The organism is Streptomyces sp. NPDC059816, from assembly GCF_042732055.1.
In the GTDB taxonomy this organism is placed as follows: Bacteria; Actinomycetota; Actinomycetes; order Streptomycetales; family Streptomycetaceae; genus Streptomyces.
In genome coordinates, this window is sequence record NZ_JBHWIQ010000006.1 from 238246 (window position 1) to 252647 (window position 14402).

Consider the following 14402-nt stretch of genomic DNA (forward strand, 5'->3'; position numbering starts at 1 on the left):
CCGCAGGTCGACCAATCGGTCAGTCTCGGTCTTCAACGCACCCTGCTACGGCTCACTGTGAGCAGATACGCGCACAACAGCGCCGCGAGCGAGAGCGCCAGCGCGCTGCCGACCGGTTGCGTGATCATCCGCAGGCCGGCGACCAGGAACTTCTCCGTCCCGAACGGCCACATCGTGAACTCCTGGAGGCGTGCCGGGAGTCCCGCCGCCGTTCGAACAGATGGACCAGACAAGACCTTCTGTACGACCGGCACCACGAGGACGGGCACCGCCAGTACGGCGGCGAGGCCCGCAGCCGTCGACTTGAAGGTTCCGGCCGCGAGCACACCCGCCCAGGAGCAGCCGGTCACGAGCCCGATCCAGCTCGCGGCGAGCACCGGCCAGGACGACGGGAGCGCTCCGACCTCCCCTCCGTAGACGAGGCCGAGCAGCAGGGCGTCGCACCCGACGGTCACGACGGCGAGGAGGAGTGCCGTGGCCGCCGCGACGGTGAGTTTGGCGCCGAGAAGTCCGAGCCGGCGGGGCACCGTGCCCCGGTCCGCGGCGAGCGCCGGATGCCGGAACTCGTCGCCGAAGGCGAGAGCGCCGAGCAGTCCGGCGCCCAAGGCCGCAGGGGGCAGCGGTAGTTGCTCGGGCCAGGCGGCGAGGAGGCGGGCCGGCGGCTCATGACCCGTCCTCGCCAGGAACACGGCGAGGACGGCGGAGATCACGAGCGCCGTCGCACAGGTGACGTACCCGATGGCGATGCCGGTGGCGCGACGCAGTTCGTAGCGGACCGGGCGCAGCGGCGATCCCACGGGGCGCACCGTGATGGCGGGCGGGAGCACGCGGGGCTCCACCACCGTGGACGGCGCGGCGGTACGGGGTGGGTGCGCGGCGTCGTCGAGCCCGGCAGTGCGTACAGCGGCGGGTGCGGCGAGCGGCCCCGTACCGCCGGGCGCCGCTTCTTCGGGGTCCATGGGGCTGGTGGGGCCAGTGAGGGTGGTGGGGGCGACTTGGGTGACGGGGGCTGTCAGGTCCGTCGGTGAGGCGGGGGCGCTGAGGCGAGCGGGGCTGCGGGGGGCCGGAGGGGGTTTCCGGCCGGGCGGGTCACCCTCGGCGGCGACCCGGTCTCCGTCGCCGCCGACCAGCGGCCCCGTGTCCCCGGTCTCATCGGCGAGTTGGTGGACCAGGATGCCGTGCCGGTACGCGAGCTCACCGATCTCCGCGCAGCTGCTCCCGTACACGGACAGCCGGTTGCCGGCCTCGTTCACGACCTCGACCGACTGTCGGGCCGCGCGCGCCTCCTGGGTGATGAATCGTGCGAGCCGGACGGCGTGCGGGCTGCGCACGGCGACCCTGGGCCGCAACCGGGTGCGGGCGAAGTCGACCGCCTCCTGATCGGCGATGACCCGCCCGGCTTCGAGGGTGACGACGCGGTCAGCGGTACGGGCGGCTTCCTTCGCGTCGTCGGTGCTGAACAACACGGTGCCCCCGAGCCCGGCGTGGGACCGCAACAGGTGGTGCAGCCGGCTCCGTTCAGGGGTCGACAGGCCGTCCGTGGGGGCGTCGAGAACGAGCGTGTGCGGATCGGCGAGCAGGGCACACGCGAGCGCGAGGCGGCGGTCCATGCCGCGCGAGAGGCAGCCGAGCCGGGTGTCGCCCACCCGGTCGAGGTCGGTGACCTCCAAGACGTCGTCGGCCCGACCCCCGGGTACTCCCGCCGCGGCGCACAGCATGCGCAGATGCCCCCGGACCGTGCGGGCGGGGTGACCCGGCACCTCGCCGAGAACGACGCCCACCTCACGCGCGGGGTGCGGGATGCGGTGCAGCGGACGTCCTCGGAAGTGGGCGGTTCCCCGGCCCGGCTGGAGTTCGAGCATCAGCCGGAGGACCGTCGACTTCCCCGCTCCCCGTGGCCCGAGCAGGGCCGTGATCCGTCCGGTGGGCGCGTCGAAGGAGACGTCGGCAACGGTCGGCAAGGTCTCCTTGCGGGACGTGCTGGTCAGTCCGATGGCCTGGATCATCGCTTCTCTCGCGGGCGGTGCGACCGCTCGGCGGCCGGAGTCCCGCCCACCGAGGCGGGGGACGGGCGACGCCATGGGTACCCGAGCAAGATAGCGCGACAAACTAGACTTTTCGGTCATTGGTGGGCATGGGTGTTGCCCTGGGGAAGGAGCGGCCCGTCCCCGTCACCCGCCGTTGGGCTTGCCGTGCGTCAGACCTCCGGCCGCAGCATGGGCGGGTTGAGGAGCGTGGCGCCGCCCGCGCGGAACAGCTGCGCCGGCCGGCCGCCCTGGCGGGTGGTGGTCCCACCGGTCGGGACGAGGAACCCGGGCGTCCCGGTCACCTTGCGGTGGAAGTTGCGCGGATCCAGCGTGACCCCCCACACCGCCTCGTAGACCCTGCGCAGCTCACCGACGGTGAACTCCGGCGGACAGAAGGCCGTGGCGAGCGACGAGTACTCGATCTTCGATCTGGCACGCTCCACCCCGTCGGCGAGGATGCGCCCGTGGTCGAACGCGAGCGGCGCCGGCTGTTCGCCCCCGTTGTCGGGCCCTCCCCGTTGGAGTAGTTCCTCCACCGGTGCCCATCGGGCGTTGCTGGCGTCACCGCCCGCCCGGGGCGCGGGGAGGTCCGGTGCCAGCGCCAGGTGGGCGACGCTGACGACGCGCATGCGGGGGTCGCGCTCCGGGTCGCCGTAAGTGGCCAACTGTTCGAGGTGCGCACCGTGGGGTTGGGCCGGGGCGGCCGGGTCGTGGACGGACAACCCGGTCTCCTCCACGAGTTCACGGGCCGCTGCCACCGACAGGTCCTCGTCCTCCCGCACGAAGCCGCCGGGAAGCGCCCAGCACCCCTGGAACGGCGCCTCACCACGCCTGACCGCCAGTGCGCACAGCGCATGGCGCCGGACGGTCAGCACCACCAGGTCGACGGTGACGGCGAAGGGCGGGAAGGCTGACGGGTCGTAGGGCGGCATGCCGCGATCATAGTCGTCTCCCTGACGATAAACAGTCCATTCCGTCCTCCTCGCAGATCCTCGTTCGGGCTCCGTCACCTCACGTCCCTTCTCCCGTCCCGACGTTCGGGGCCATGGAGGCGACCCGCCGCCCTCGTACCGTCCGCGCCCGATCGCGGGACCACCTCCGGCGATCGCTCTCCTCGCCCTCGTCAGTGTTCGGTGGGGCGGCCAGGTCCGGGGCGGGTCACCGGGCGCGGGGAGGCGACGGGACGGGGCCGGGCGGCGGGGCGCGGGCGGGTCCCCGGGCGGGTCGGCGGTCCGCTCGGCAGCGGGCCGCGGGCTCCTCCGGCCGCTCGCTGTCGGGCCTTGCCGCGGCGGAGCGCGGCGGCGGTCCGCGCGGACCTCGGGGCGGGGGCGACCCGATCCGGCTGCGGGCCGCGGGGCGCATCCGCCGCCCGGGCCCGGGCGGCCTCCCGCTCCTGTCCGCCCTGCCGAATGCACTCACGCATGGTCTCGATGCTCAGACCGTCGTTGCACGCCCGGTGCAGCAACCTGGCGAACAGGTAGTCGGGGTCGGCGGCCAGGGCCATCGCCAGGGCCTCGCGCGCCTCCAGGCCGTCCCCGGTGGACCAGGCGACCCAGCCGGCGAGGGAGAGGGGTGCCGCCGCGTGGTCCGCGTACGGGCCGACACAACGGCGGGCCAGCGTGCGCCAGAGCCTGAGCGCCGCTTCCCCGTCCGGCCCCTCCATCCACTCCGCGGCAGCGTCGCGGGTGTCCCGGTCCTGGAGGCCGATGATGAGGGCCGCCGCCTCGTCGTGGGAGAACAGCGCGTCGTCCGCCCCGTCCGCCGCCGTCGGGTCGGGGTCGCGCGGCGCTGCTCCGAGCCTGTTCAGCGCGGTGCGGGCGAGGGCGAGCGTCGCAGCGAAGGCGTCCGGCAACCCCGTCCGGTCGCCCCCGTCGGGCATCAGCCGTGCGCGGGCCGTGTCGAGGGCGGATTCCTGTTCGCGCGCCGCGGGGCCCTCCCAGGGGGTGAGTCGGGCGCGGAGCTCCCGCAGCGGGCCGCGCACCCGGATTCCCGCGTAGGCGGCCGCCGCTGCGAGCACCGACGAACCCGGCAAGCCCATGGCGGTGCCCTCCGCGGGGCAGCAGCGCTCGTCGGGGCAGCAGTAGGACCAGTAGCGCCCGGCGGACAGGCACAGCGCCTCCACCACGGGCACCCCGAAGCCGCCGCAGGCGCGGCGCAGGTACTGCGCCAGGGGGCGGAGCCCTTCCATGACGGCGGGGCCCGTCCCGTCGCCCCGGGGCTCGCGGCAGACGAAGACGACCACCGCATCGGGCAGGGAGCCGCGGCGCGCCGACCCGATCACCAGGCACCGGGCCAGTTCGTCCGCCACCGCCCGCCAGTCCTCGGTGCGTTTCGGGATGCCGAGGCGCACCCGGCCGGCGAACCTGCTGTACCCCTCCTGCCGGTGCAGGGCCAGCAGGACGACGCAGTCCTCGGGGCGGTAGCCGAGGATGTACGGGAGCGCGTCCGCCATCTCGGCCGCGGACCGGAGCTTGACGGGTGCGTCGAAGTCCGGGCAGTCGATCAGCCTGGCCGGCCGGTCGGGGGCGGGGGCCGCGCCCGTGTGGGCGGAACCGTGCGCCGGGTGATTGTCCGCTGTCGCCGGGCGCTCGTCCGGCACGTGTCCGTCCGGCACGCGGTCGCCCGCCCTGTGGTCGTCCGGCCTGTGGTCGTTCGACCCCTGGCCGTCCGGGCCGTGGTCGTTCGTCCCCCGGCTGTCCGGGCCGTGACTGTCCGGGCCGTGGTCGGCGGGGTCCGTGGCGTCGTGGTGATTCGTCATGGAGTGACCATCCCCCGGAATGCAATCTTCCGGTTGTTCCTGTGGATAACCCGGATCAGGGACACGACAGGAGTTGTCCACAGGTCAGCGGGGTCGGTCGCGCAATGTCGGACCCATCGGGTTGCATGGGGGCATGAGCAACGACGAACTCCGCACGGCCGCCGACGCCGTCCTCGCCCGGCTGGTCGGTGACCCGGCCGCACGCCTCAGGGAGGACCAGTGGCGGGCGATCAGAGCACTGGTCGCACAACGGCGCCGGGCCCTGGTGGTGCAGCGCACCGGCTGGGGCAAGTCCGCGGTGTACTTCGTCGCGACCGCGCTGCTGCGGGAGAACGGCGGCGGCCCCACCGTGATCGTCTCGCCCCTCCTCGCCCTCATGCGCAACCAGGTGGACGCCGCCGCCCGTGCGGGCATCCACGCACGCACGATCAACTCGGCCAACCCCGAGGAGTGGGCGACCGTCCAGCAGGAGATCGGCGCCGGCGCCGTGGACGTCCTCCTGGTCAGCCCCGAGCGCCTCAACAACCCCGACTTCCGGGACAACGTGCTGCCCGAGCTGGCCGCCGCCACGGGACTGTTGGTGGTCGACGAGGCGCACTGCATCTCGGACTGGGGGCACGACTTCCGACCCGACTACCGACGGCTGCGCACCATGCTGGCGGACCTCCCGCCCGGCGTCCCGGTGCTGGCCACGACCGCGACGGCGAACGCGCGCGTGACGGCGGACGTCGCGGAGCAGCTCGGCACGGGAGCCGCGGCGACGGACGGCGCGGACGACACGGGAAGCACCCTGGTCCTCCGCGGCCCCCTGGACCGGTCCAGCCTCAGCCTGGGCGTCCTCGCCCTTCCCGACGCCGCGCACCGCCTCGCGTGGCTGGCCGAGCACCTGGACGCCCTGCCGGGCTCGGGCATCGTCTACACCCTCACGGTGGCCGCGGCGGAGGAGGTCACCGCCTATCTGCGCCAACGGGGGCACACGGTGGCCTCGTACACCGGCAAGACGGAGAACGCCGAGCGGCAGCAGGCGGAGGAGGACCTGCTGGCGAACCGGGTCAAGGCCCTGGTCGCCACCTCGGCCCTCGGCATGGGATTCGACAAGCCCGATCTGGGCTTCGTCGTCCACCTCGGCTCCCCCGCCTCACCGATCGCCTACTACCAGCAGGTGGGCCGGGCCGGCCGCGGGGTGGAGCACGCGGAGGTCCTGCTGCTGCCGGGCCGGGAGGACGAGGCGATCTGGCAGTACTTCGCCTCGCTGGCGTTCCCGCCGGAGGAGCACGTGCGCAGGACCCTGGAGGTGCTCGCCGGAGCGGACCGGCCCCTGTCGCTGCCCGCCCTGGAGCCCCTGGTGGAGCTGCGGCGCAACCGGCTGGAGACCATGCTGAAGGTGCTGGACGTCGACGGCGCCGTGAAGCGGGTCAAGGGCGGCTGGCTGTCCACGGGCGAGCCCTGGGCGTACGACACCGAACGCTACGCCTGGGTGAACCGGCAGCGGTCGGCCGAGCAGGAGGCCATGCGGGAGTACGTGCGGACCACCGGTTGCCGCATGGAGTTCCTGCGCCGCCAGCTCGACGACGAGGAGGCCGCCCCCTGCGGCCGGTGCGACAACTGCGCCGGGGCGCGGTTCGACACCGAGGTCTCCGGCGCCGCGCTGGACCGGGCTCGGGGCGAGTTGGAGCGCCCGGGCGTGGAGGTGGAACCCCGCCGCATGTGGCCGACCGGCTTGACGGCCGTGGGCATCTCGCTCAAGGGCCGCATTCCCGCCAGCGAACAGGCGGCCACGGGGCGCGCCCTGGGGCGGTTGTCGGACATCGGATGGGGCAACCGCCTCCGGCCGATGCTGGCTGCCCACGCTCCCGACGGACCGGTTCCGGACGATGTGGCACGGGCCGTGGTGGACGTGCTCGCCGACTGGGCCAGGGGACCGGGCGGCTGGGCGTCCGGCGCGCCCGACGCGATGGCCCGGCCGGTCGGCGTGGTGACGATGGCCTCGCTGAACAGACCCCGCTTGATCCAGTCCCTGGGCGCCCGGATCTCGGAGGTGGGCCGGCTCCCCCTCCTGGGCAGCATCGAGTACGCGCCGGGACACGAGCCGGCACGCACCCCCCGGAGCAACAGTGCCCAGCGGCTGAAGGTCCTCGACGGCGCGCTGCACCTCCCCACGGACCTGTCGCTGGCGGTCAAGGCCGCCGACGGGCCCGTCCTGTTGGTGGACGACCAGACCGACACCGGGTGGACCCTGGCGGTCGCCGCACGGCTGTTGCGGCGGGCGGGAGCAGCCGAGGTACTGCCGTTGGTGCTCGCCCTGCCCGGATGAGTCGTACGTCCGGTGCGTGCGGGCGCGCCGGACGGGCTCACCCGACCTGTGGGTGACCGCCGGGTGACCTCATGGCCGGATCGCGGAAAAACGGCGGGCAGACAGGGCGTTCCGAGATCTTCGGGCGAGGGATATAAGAGACGAATGCCAAGGAATGGGTCGACGGTCCCAATTGCTCGTTGCCGCAAGCCAATACGACGGGAAGAATTGGCATTGCTCCCCTGCGGCTCGCCCGTCTCCCGAGAGGGCTGTGCCGTGGTGCGCTCCCCCACGTCCGTTTCCGCCCCGTATGTGGGCGCGTAGCCGAAGGGAGGGCCGTGACCTTCGGATTCGCTCCGTCCAAGGCGGCATCGATGATGTCTGCGTCCCCGACGCGTGAGAACCTGCCGACCGATGCCGCCAACCAACTGGCCCGGATGCTGGAACCCGCTGAATGGGCAGCGGCCGGGATTCCGCTGCTGCGCAACCCACGTGAGGTGGTCAGCGGACTGCACGCCCGTCACCGGCCGACACCGGCCACCGCGGTCGTCGCCGTCCTCGACCCCGATGAACGTCTTCGGGCCAGTGCCTCGTTCACCCGCCGTGCCGCCTCGGCCGACGGCTGGGTGTTCCGCAACGCCCTGCTCGCCCAGCTCCGCCGGGTGATTCCGCACGACCTCCGCAGACGCACCCCGGTGCGCACCGCGGTCCTGCTCTACTGCCGGGACGGGGACGCACGCTGGACCCAGGAGGACGGGGCCTGGATGTGGGGGCTCCGCGACGCGTGCACCCTGCACGGGCTTCGCTGCGGGGCCTACATCACCTTGACCCGCGACGGCTGGCAGGTACTCGGCGAGGGACGGGGCGGTCGCCGTCCCAGCTCCCTCTCGTCCTCCCAGGACTTCGCAGCGGACCTCACTCCCCTACAGCCCCGGGCCGGGGGAGCCGCATCGGAACTACTGCGCCGGGCGGCGGCACGCTGAGCCGTACGGCACCGGCCCGACCCTCCGGCCTCCCGAGGCACGCCCGCACGGGCGTCCGCTCACGGAGGCCGGGCACCACCGGGTCCGCACGGCTGCTCCCACCACCGCGAACACCTCTCAACACCTCCGGACACGGCCGCCGGACCCGCCCGCGCGATCACGTCCGGGCGGCCCGCGGCGCACGAGGACCTGACGACGCAGTGGTGGCGGTGTCCCGGACCGAGTCCGAGCCACCGCCACCGACACCGTCAGCGTCCGGAGCCGTCAGACTCCGGCACCCAGGGCCGCATTGATGATCTGCGGATCACCGCACACGATCAGGAGCGTGCCCGCCTTGGCCAGGGCGAGCGGTAGCCCCGTGGAGACGTCCCCACCGTTGACGGCGGCGACCACGACCGGACGAACGGTCGCCCGTTCCAGGGCGGCGGCGTCAGCGTAGAAGACATCGTCCACGGCATCGTGCTGCGCCCAGTAGGCGGCCTCGCCGAACGACAGTTCGTGGGCGGCCCAGGGGTGCTGGTCCCCGGTGGTGACCACGAGGATCTCCCCGGGGGACCTACCGGAGTCGAGCAGGAGGTCGACCGCTTCCTCCGCCGCGTCCAGCGCCCCCTCGGCCGAGGCCGGGATCAGCTGGAGCTGCGGTGAGGCGGCAGCCGGGGACACGGGGGTCGACTGCACCGCGGTGGCGGCAGTCGCGGCCGGAGCGGACGGCTCCGGCTTGGCGGCCGACGACTCGCGCGGCGTGCGCTGCGCGGGCGGGGTGGGCCGCAGCGGGCCCGGTCCACCGGGGCGCGGTGGCGCCGCGGGACGCGGACCGGGTACGGGGCGAGGGGTCGGCGCGGGGTGGCCACTGGCCGGGGTGACGCGCGGACCCTGGGCACTCTCGTGAATCTGAGGCTCCTCGGGAATGAGAGGCATGAGCTGGTATCTATCAAACGCCGGCGCGAACGGGCCCGGCGGGTGGCACATCAGTGCGAATGAGAACGTCAGAAGTCGAAACCCAGCTGGCCCTCGATCTCCGGAACGTTTTCGTCCGCCCAACTGCGGGCCTTCTTGAGATGTCGCCACTGGGGCAGCGCATCAAGATACGCCCACGTCAGCCGGTGGTACGGGGTGGGGCCCCGTTCCGCCAGTGCGGCCCGGTGCACCGGCGAGGGATAGCCGGCATTGGCCGCAAAGTCGAAGTCTGCATGTTCGGACCCCAGTTCGGCCATCATTTTGTCGCGGCGGACCTTCGCGATCACGGATGCGGCGGCCACCACGACACAGGACCGGTCCCCCTTGATCACGGTGCGTACCTGCCACGGGGTGCCGAGGTAGTCGTGCTTCCCGTCGAGGATGACCGCGTCGGGACGCACCGGAAGGGCCTCCAGCGCACGCACGGCGGCGAGCCGGAGCGCGGCCGTCATGCCCAGGGCGTCGATCTCCTCGTGCGAGGCGTGCCCCAGTGCATGGGCGGTCACCCAACTCTCCAACTCCGCGGCCAGAGCGGTACGTCGCTTGGGCGTGAGGAGCTTGGAGTCCGTGAGCCCTTCCGGGGGCCGTCGCAGTCCGGTGACTGCGGCGCAGACGGTGACCGGGCCCGCCCAGGCACCACGTCCCACTTCGTCGACGCCCGCGATGATCTTCGCCCCGGTGGTGGCGCGCAACGACCGCTCAACGGTGTGGGTAGGTGCTTCGTATGGCATGGCACCTGCAAGCCTACGCCGACCGGTTCGCCGACCGACACCCGGTCCCGGTCAAGGGCACGGCTCTTCGCGCCATTCCCGGACGGACGCCCCCGTACGCCCAGGTCAGGGGTAGCCGGCCTTCCGCCCGACCTGCTGGCACTGCGCCCATGTCGCCTGCACCGGACGGTCGTTGAGGAGCGTGCGGGCCCTCGCCTCGCCGAGGCTGGTGGCGTACCAGGGCTCGTCCGCATGACGGCGCAGTTCCTCGTCGATCGACCGGAGCGCACAGGACCGCAGCGGCTCGGGGAGGGCGTCCAGGGCGGGCACCGCGTCGGCGGAGAGGTCCCGTACGTAGTCGAGGTCGAGCTGCCCGGTCTCCTCGTGGCGCTGCACGCTCCGCTCGGCGATCAACGCGTCGGGGGACACCGCCCCGAACAGCAGCACTCCCAGAGCGGCACTGGCGGCCACGGCCCGCGGTAGCCAGCGGGCGCCCCACACCCCGGCGGCCATGATCAGCACGATCACGAGACCCAGCCACGCTTCCACCGCGACGACCGAGATCCTCAGGCGCGTCCAGCCGTACGCGTCGACGTACATGTCCATGCGCCGCACGGCCGAGGCGACGACGACCAGGGTGAGCACACCGAGCGTGCCGAGCACCGCGCGCACCAGCACCCCGTCCTTCGGCCCGCCCCGCGGGGCCCAGCGCACCGCGGCGACGATCACCACGAGCACCAGGAGCGTCGCGAGCAGCAACTGCCAGAACCCCTGTCGGGCGTACTCGGCGTAGCTGAGGTCCGTCTTCTCCAGGACCGTGTCGTAGCCGCCGAAGAGGACCGTCAGCTGCACGGCGATGAACAGGGCGAACAGCCCGTTGAGCACCAGCAGCGGCAGCGCCCACTCGACGCGCCCCCGGGCGCGCCCCGGCGCGCAGGAGACCCTGTCCCAGCGCACGGGGGAACCCGCGGCGTACGCGACGCCCAGGGCTCCCAGGAGGCCCAGGGCCAACAGCAGCAGGCGCAGCGGGCCGTCGGCGCCGGACACCTCCGGAACCAGGTCGTCCAGCAGCTCGGCGAAGGCGGCGTCGGCCGCGGCGAACAGTGCCCCGAACACCAGGAGCAGGGCCGCCGTCACCCCGAGGGCGCGCAACACGGGTCCCACCCGGCTGGACGGGGCCTTGGAGCGCTCCCGCAGCCCGCGCCAGCCCCAGCTCAGGCCACGGGGCACGGCCTCGACCAGGCCGAACGGGCTGAACGCGATCCCCGCCCAGGTACGGGAGCCGTGGAGGGCGAGGGCACCGAGCCAGAACGCCGCGACGACGGCGAGGAAGGAGGGCCAGGAGGCGTCGCGCAGTGCCGGTACCGCGAGCAGTACGAGACCGCCCGCGCCCCAGAGCAGGGTCCAGGGGCGCGGCCGTCGACCGGCTCCGACCGCTGAGTGGTACGCGGCGAGGCTTGCCGGCAGCGCCACCAGGAGGAGGTTGAGGCCGATGCCGTCGCCCAGCAGCACCATGCTGAGGACTCCGGTGGCGAGCACGGACCAGAGGGTCGCCGACCGGATCGGCCGGGGGGCGCGGCTGCGCAGGGCGCTCCACGGGTCGGCGGGGGGCGCGGCACCCGGTCGCCGGGACGGGTGTCCGGGGCCGGTCGGCGGAGCGGTGGACCGGGCCAGCGCGCGGGCGGGCGGGGCGCCCGGGGGTGTCGACGGCTCGGGCTGCGCGGTCGGCTTCTCGGACATGGTCCCCCCAGACCGCGCCCGGCACGCGGGCGGGGCGCCGCGGCGCACGGGCGGCGGTGGCTCGTACGGAACGCGCGCCTTCATGGTCGGGTGGCGGCGTGGCCGCAAGCGTAGGGCTGTGCGCCCGGCGGGTGGGGGTGCGGGCGGCTCCTGTGGCGTGACCGTGACAGTTCGCTGCGCTCGCCGGTTCGTGCGTACACCTTGCGGTGCGCTGGTCAGCTTGGGTGCGCTGGGGGTTTGCGCAGTTCCCCGCGCCCCTAGCAGGTGCGTACACCTTGCGGTGCGCTGGTCAGCTCGCGTGCGCTGGGGGTTTGCGCAGTTCCCCGCGCCCCTGGCAGGTGCGTACACCTTGCGGTGCGCTGCTCGGCTCGCGTGCGTTGGGGGTTTGCGTCGTTCCCCGGGCGCCTAGGTGGTGGGGTGGTGGTGCGTGCCGGTCTCGGCGAGCCAGCCGGGGAGTCGCTCGGTCCGTTCCTGCCACGCTTCGGGCGGCGCTCCGGCCGCGGAGGCCGCCACGATGCCGCCGACGATCGCGCAGGTGGTGTCGACGTCCCCGCCGACCTGCGCGGTCTCCCAGAAGGCGCGGGGGAAGTCGCCCAGCCCGCGGGCCGCCGCCCAGAGGGCGAAGGGGACGGTGTCATGGGCGCTGGTCCGCCGCCCACAGCCCAGGACCGCGGCGACCGTGCCCGCGTCCGAGTAGTCCAGCATGTCCCGCGCCCGCCGCAGCCCCGCTTCCACGGCGCTGCGCGGCACCAGGGAGATGACCCCGTCGAGCAGGGCAGCGGCGCTCGGCGGTCCGGACGGGGCAGCCGCGAGGGCCGCCGCGGCGGCCACGGCCATCGCTCCGACCACCGCTTCGCGGTGCTGGTGGGTGGGGTAGGCGGAGATCTCGGCCTGGTGGGTGGCCTGCTCGGGGTCGTCCGCGTACCAGGCGCCGAGGGGCGCGATGCGCATCGCGGCCCCGTTGCCCCAGGAGCCCTGGCCGTTGAACAGGGCGGCGGCGAGTTCACGCCAGTCCTCGCCCTCGCGGACCAGTCTGAGCAGACGGTTCACGGCGGGGCCGTAGCCGCGGTCGAAGTCGTGGTGCGTGGCGAAGGAGGCGGCCAGCGCGTCCTGCTCGATCCGTCCGTGCTCGGCCAGCACGGCGACTACGGAGCAGGCCATTTCGGTGTCGTCGGTCCACTGCCACTCGCCTGCGGGCAGCTCACCGCGGCCGAGGAGGGGGTAGTGGGCGGGGACGAAGAACTGGGAGCCGAGGGCGTCCCCCACGGACAGGCCGCGCAAACTTGCGAGGGCCCGCCCCAGACGGGGGTCGGATGAGGTGGGAACGGTCATGTCGTCGTCACCCTATCCGGTGGTCCCGTACGGTTCCGGTTCGCACCAGCTGTCGAAGGGGCGGTCCAGGTGGTACTTGCCGTCGGCGCCGAGTTCCAGGACCCGGACCTCGCCGTTGCCCGGGTTGGACAACGACTCGAACTCGGCCACGCTCCAGTGGAACCAGCGCATGCAGAACAAGCGCATCGTCAGCCCGTGGGTGACCAGGAGGACGTTCGCCGGGTGGTCGGACTCCTCGAAGCTGCGGAACAGGCTCTCCAGGAAGGCGCCCACCCGGTCGTACACGTCGGCCCCGGACTCGCCCTGGGCGAAGCGGTAGAAGAAGTGCCCGTAGGCGTCGCGGTACGCCTTCTGGAGACGTACGTCCTCCCGCTCCTGCCAGTTGCCCCAGTCCTGTTCGCGCAGCCGGGGCTCCTCCCGGATCCGGACGAGTTGCGGGTCCAGCGTGAAGGCCCGCAACGTCTGGTGCGTGCGCCGGTACGGGGACACGTACACGCTGACGCGTTCCTGACCGAAGAGTTCACGCAGGTGCTTGCCGGTCTCCTCGGCCTGCTGCCAGCCGTTCTCGGTCAGCGGGAGTGCGTGGTCGGGCTCCCGCTCGTACACGGTGTCATCGGCGTTGCCCTTCGACTCCCCGTGCCGGACCAGGACGATGCGGCGTGGTCGTACCATACGGAAACCCTAGGTCGAGATCGGTGTTCGAGCGGTGGTCCGGTCAGCCTACGGCGGGTCGCCACCTCGCCGCGGCGCCGGTGGACGCAGCGCCCAGGCGGTCAGAGGGTCAGACGGTCCAAGCCTTCTCCATGTCGACGATGTCCCCCGACAGCGAGGCGATGTCGGCCTCGGTCTGGGCGCGGAGGGACAGGCGTTCGACGCGTTCCGCCCGGTACTTGCCGTGCTCGGCGTCCGACTGCCACATGGACAGGATCAGGAACTCGCTGCCCGGCCCCTCGCCGAACAGCCCGCGCACCATGCCGGGCGAGCCGGCCATCGCCGGGTTCCACACCTTCTCCTGCATCAGGGCGAAGTGTTCCGCGCGCTCCTCGTGCACCCGGCAGTGGGCAACCCGCAGCAGGTCGCTGTCGGTGAAGCGGGGCTCGAAACCGGTCTTCACGTCGAAGCGGTAGTCGAACAGCTTCACCTGGGCGCGGGTGAACGTCCCGGACTGGGTGGCCGCCAACCGGTCGTGGGAACGCGCCATGAACGAGTCGTAGAACGCCCGGCTCTCCCAGAACGCGAACACATGGGCGACACCGGGCCGGGTACGGCTCCAGCCGCCGCCCTGTGCCCGGAACCCCGGCTCGCCGAGGAGCCCCGCCCACTTCCGCTGCCCTCGTTCGAAACCTCGGCGGTCGACGACGGTGCAGCGAATCCACTTGACCAGCACCGCGCCATCGTAAGGCCACGGAGCGTGGCCGGGGCCATGCTCCGGCGGAGTGCGCCCCCTGCAAGCCCCCGGTGATCGGGGTGCGCGTCCCCTCACCCCGCCGTGGGGGGGGGGGGGGCGCCCCCCCCCCCCGCGCGCCCCCCCCCCCCCCCCGGGGGCGTCCCCCGCCCGGGGGGGGGGCGGGGGGCCCGCGGGGGGGCAGCCGCAGCGGGGGC

The 14402-nt window shown here is 73.4% G+C and carries 11 protein-coding genes; 2 read left to right on the forward strand and 9 right to left on the reverse strand.

The annotated features are described in order from the left end of the window. Positions 1 to 32: 32 nt before the first annotated feature. The 3 genes from ACFV88_RS10960 to ACFV88_RS10970 form a co-directional block, all read right to left on the reverse strand. Positions 33 to 2006, reverse strand: coding sequence for an ATP-binding cassette domain-containing protein (locus ACFV88_RS10960; protein WP_385488547.1), 1974 nt, complete (start codon positions 2004 to 2006; stop codon positions 33 to 35). 191 nt (positions 2007 to 2197) lie between these two features. Then, positions 2198 to 2959 carry an NUDIX domain-containing protein gene (locus tag ACFV88_RS10965; protein ID WP_385488548.1) on the reverse strand — a complete coding sequence of 254 codons (762 nt, stop codon included), beginning with the start codon at positions 2957 to 2959 and terminating at the stop codon, positions 2198 to 2200. A gap of 191 nt (positions 2960 to 3150) precedes the next feature. Beyond that, on the reverse strand, positions 3151 to 4785 hold the full coding sequence (locus tag ACFV88_RS10970; RefSeq protein ID WP_385488550.1) for a DUF4192 domain-containing protein: 1635 nt from the start codon (positions 4783 to 4785) through the stop codon (positions 3151 to 3153). Between the two features lie 133 nt (positions 4786 to 4918). Between ACFV88_RS10970 and ACFV88_RS10975 the strand changes: the two genes are divergently transcribed. Continuing rightward, a complete protein-coding gene (locus tag ACFV88_RS10975; RefSeq protein WP_385488552.1) occupies positions 4919 to 7099 on the forward strand; it encodes a DEAD/DEAH box helicase in 2181 nt (726 codons plus the stop codon). A 317-nt stretch (positions 7100 to 7416) separates the two neighbouring features. Beyond that, positions 7417 to 8061, forward strand: coding sequence for a hypothetical protein (locus ACFV88_RS10980; protein ID WP_385488554.1), 645 nt, complete (start codon positions 7417 to 7419; stop codon positions 8059 to 8061). A gap of 264 nt (positions 8062 to 8325) precedes the next feature. Here the strand turns inward: ACFV88_RS10980 and ACFV88_RS10985 are convergent, their stop codons facing one another. From ACFV88_RS10985 to ACFV88_RS11010, 6 genes are all read right to left on the reverse strand, one after another. Continuing rightward, the gene (locus ACFV88_RS10985) at positions 8326 to 8979 is read right to left on the reverse strand and encodes a hypothetical protein (protein WP_385488556.1); all 654 of its coding nucleotides are present in this window, start codon (positions 8977 to 8979) and stop codon (positions 8326 to 8328) included. 68 nt (positions 8980 to 9047) lie between these two features. Further along, entirely contained in the window at positions 9048 to 9749 is a 702-nt protein-coding gene (locus tag ACFV88_RS10990; protein ID WP_385488558.1) for a ribonuclease HII, read from the reverse strand. Between the two features lie 105 nt (positions 9750 to 9854). Then, entirely contained in the window at positions 9855 to 11468 is a 1614-nt protein-coding gene (locus tag ACFV88_RS10995; protein ID WP_385488559.1) for a DUF4153 domain-containing protein, read from the reverse strand. Between the two features lie 405 nt (positions 11469 to 11873). Next, the gene (locus tag ACFV88_RS11000) at positions 11874 to 12800 is read right to left on the reverse strand and encodes an ADP-ribosylglycohydrolase family protein (protein ID WP_385488561.1); all 927 of its coding nucleotides are present in this window, start codon (positions 12798 to 12800) and stop codon (positions 11874 to 11876) included. 12 nt (positions 12801 to 12812) lie between these two features. After that, positions 12813 to 13472 carry a histidine phosphatase family protein gene (locus tag ACFV88_RS11005; protein WP_385488562.1) on the reverse strand — a complete coding sequence of 220 codons (660 nt, stop codon included), beginning with the start codon at positions 13470 to 13472 and terminating at the stop codon, positions 12813 to 12815. Positions 13473 to 13581: 109 nt separating this feature from the next. After that, positions 13582 to 14187: a YdbC family protein gene (locus tag ACFV88_RS11010; protein ID WP_385488564.1), complete on the reverse strand. Its 606-nt coding sequence runs from the start codon at positions 14185 to 14187 to the stop codon at positions 13582 to 13584. Between the last annotated feature and the right edge of the window lie 215 nt (positions 14188 to 14402).

Bases quoted from the DNA above. Each gene is read 5' to 3' on its own strand.
- ACFV88_RS11000 (WP_385488561.1), bottom strand. From the start codon at position 12,800: ATGACCGTTCCCACCTCATCCGACCCCCGTCTGGGGCGGGCCCTCGCA.
- ACFV88_RS10975 (WP_385488552.1), top strand. From the start codon at position 4,919: ATGAGCAACGACGAACTCCGCACGGCCGCCGACGCCGTCCTCGCCCGG.
- ACFV88_RS10960 (WP_385488547.1), bottom strand. From the start codon at position 2,006: ATGATCCAGGCCATCGGACTGACCAGCACGTCCCGCAAGGAGACCTTG.
- ACFV88_RS10965 (WP_385488548.1), bottom strand. From the start codon at position 2,959: ATGCCGCCCTACGACCCGTCAGCCTTCCCGCCCTTCGCCGTCACCGTC.
- ACFV88_RS11005 (WP_385488562.1), bottom strand. From the start codon at position 13,472: ATGGTACGACCACGCCGCATCGTCCTGGTCCGGCACGGGGAGTCGAAG.
- ACFV88_RS10970 (WP_385488550.1), bottom strand. From the start codon at position 4,785: ATGACGAATCACCACGACGCCACGGACCCCGCCGACCACGGCCCGGAC.
- ACFV88_RS10985 (WP_385488556.1), bottom strand. From the start codon at position 8,979: ATGCCTCTCATTCCCGAGGAGCCTCAGATTCACGAGAGTGCCCAGGGT.
- ACFV88_RS10990 (WP_385488558.1), bottom strand. From the start codon at position 9,749: ATGCCATACGAAGCACCTACCCACACCGTTGAGCGGTCGTTGCGCGCC.
- ACFV88_RS10995 (WP_385488559.1), bottom strand. From the start codon at position 11,468: ATGTCCGAGAAGCCGACCGCGCAGCCCGAGCCGTCGACACCCCCGGGC.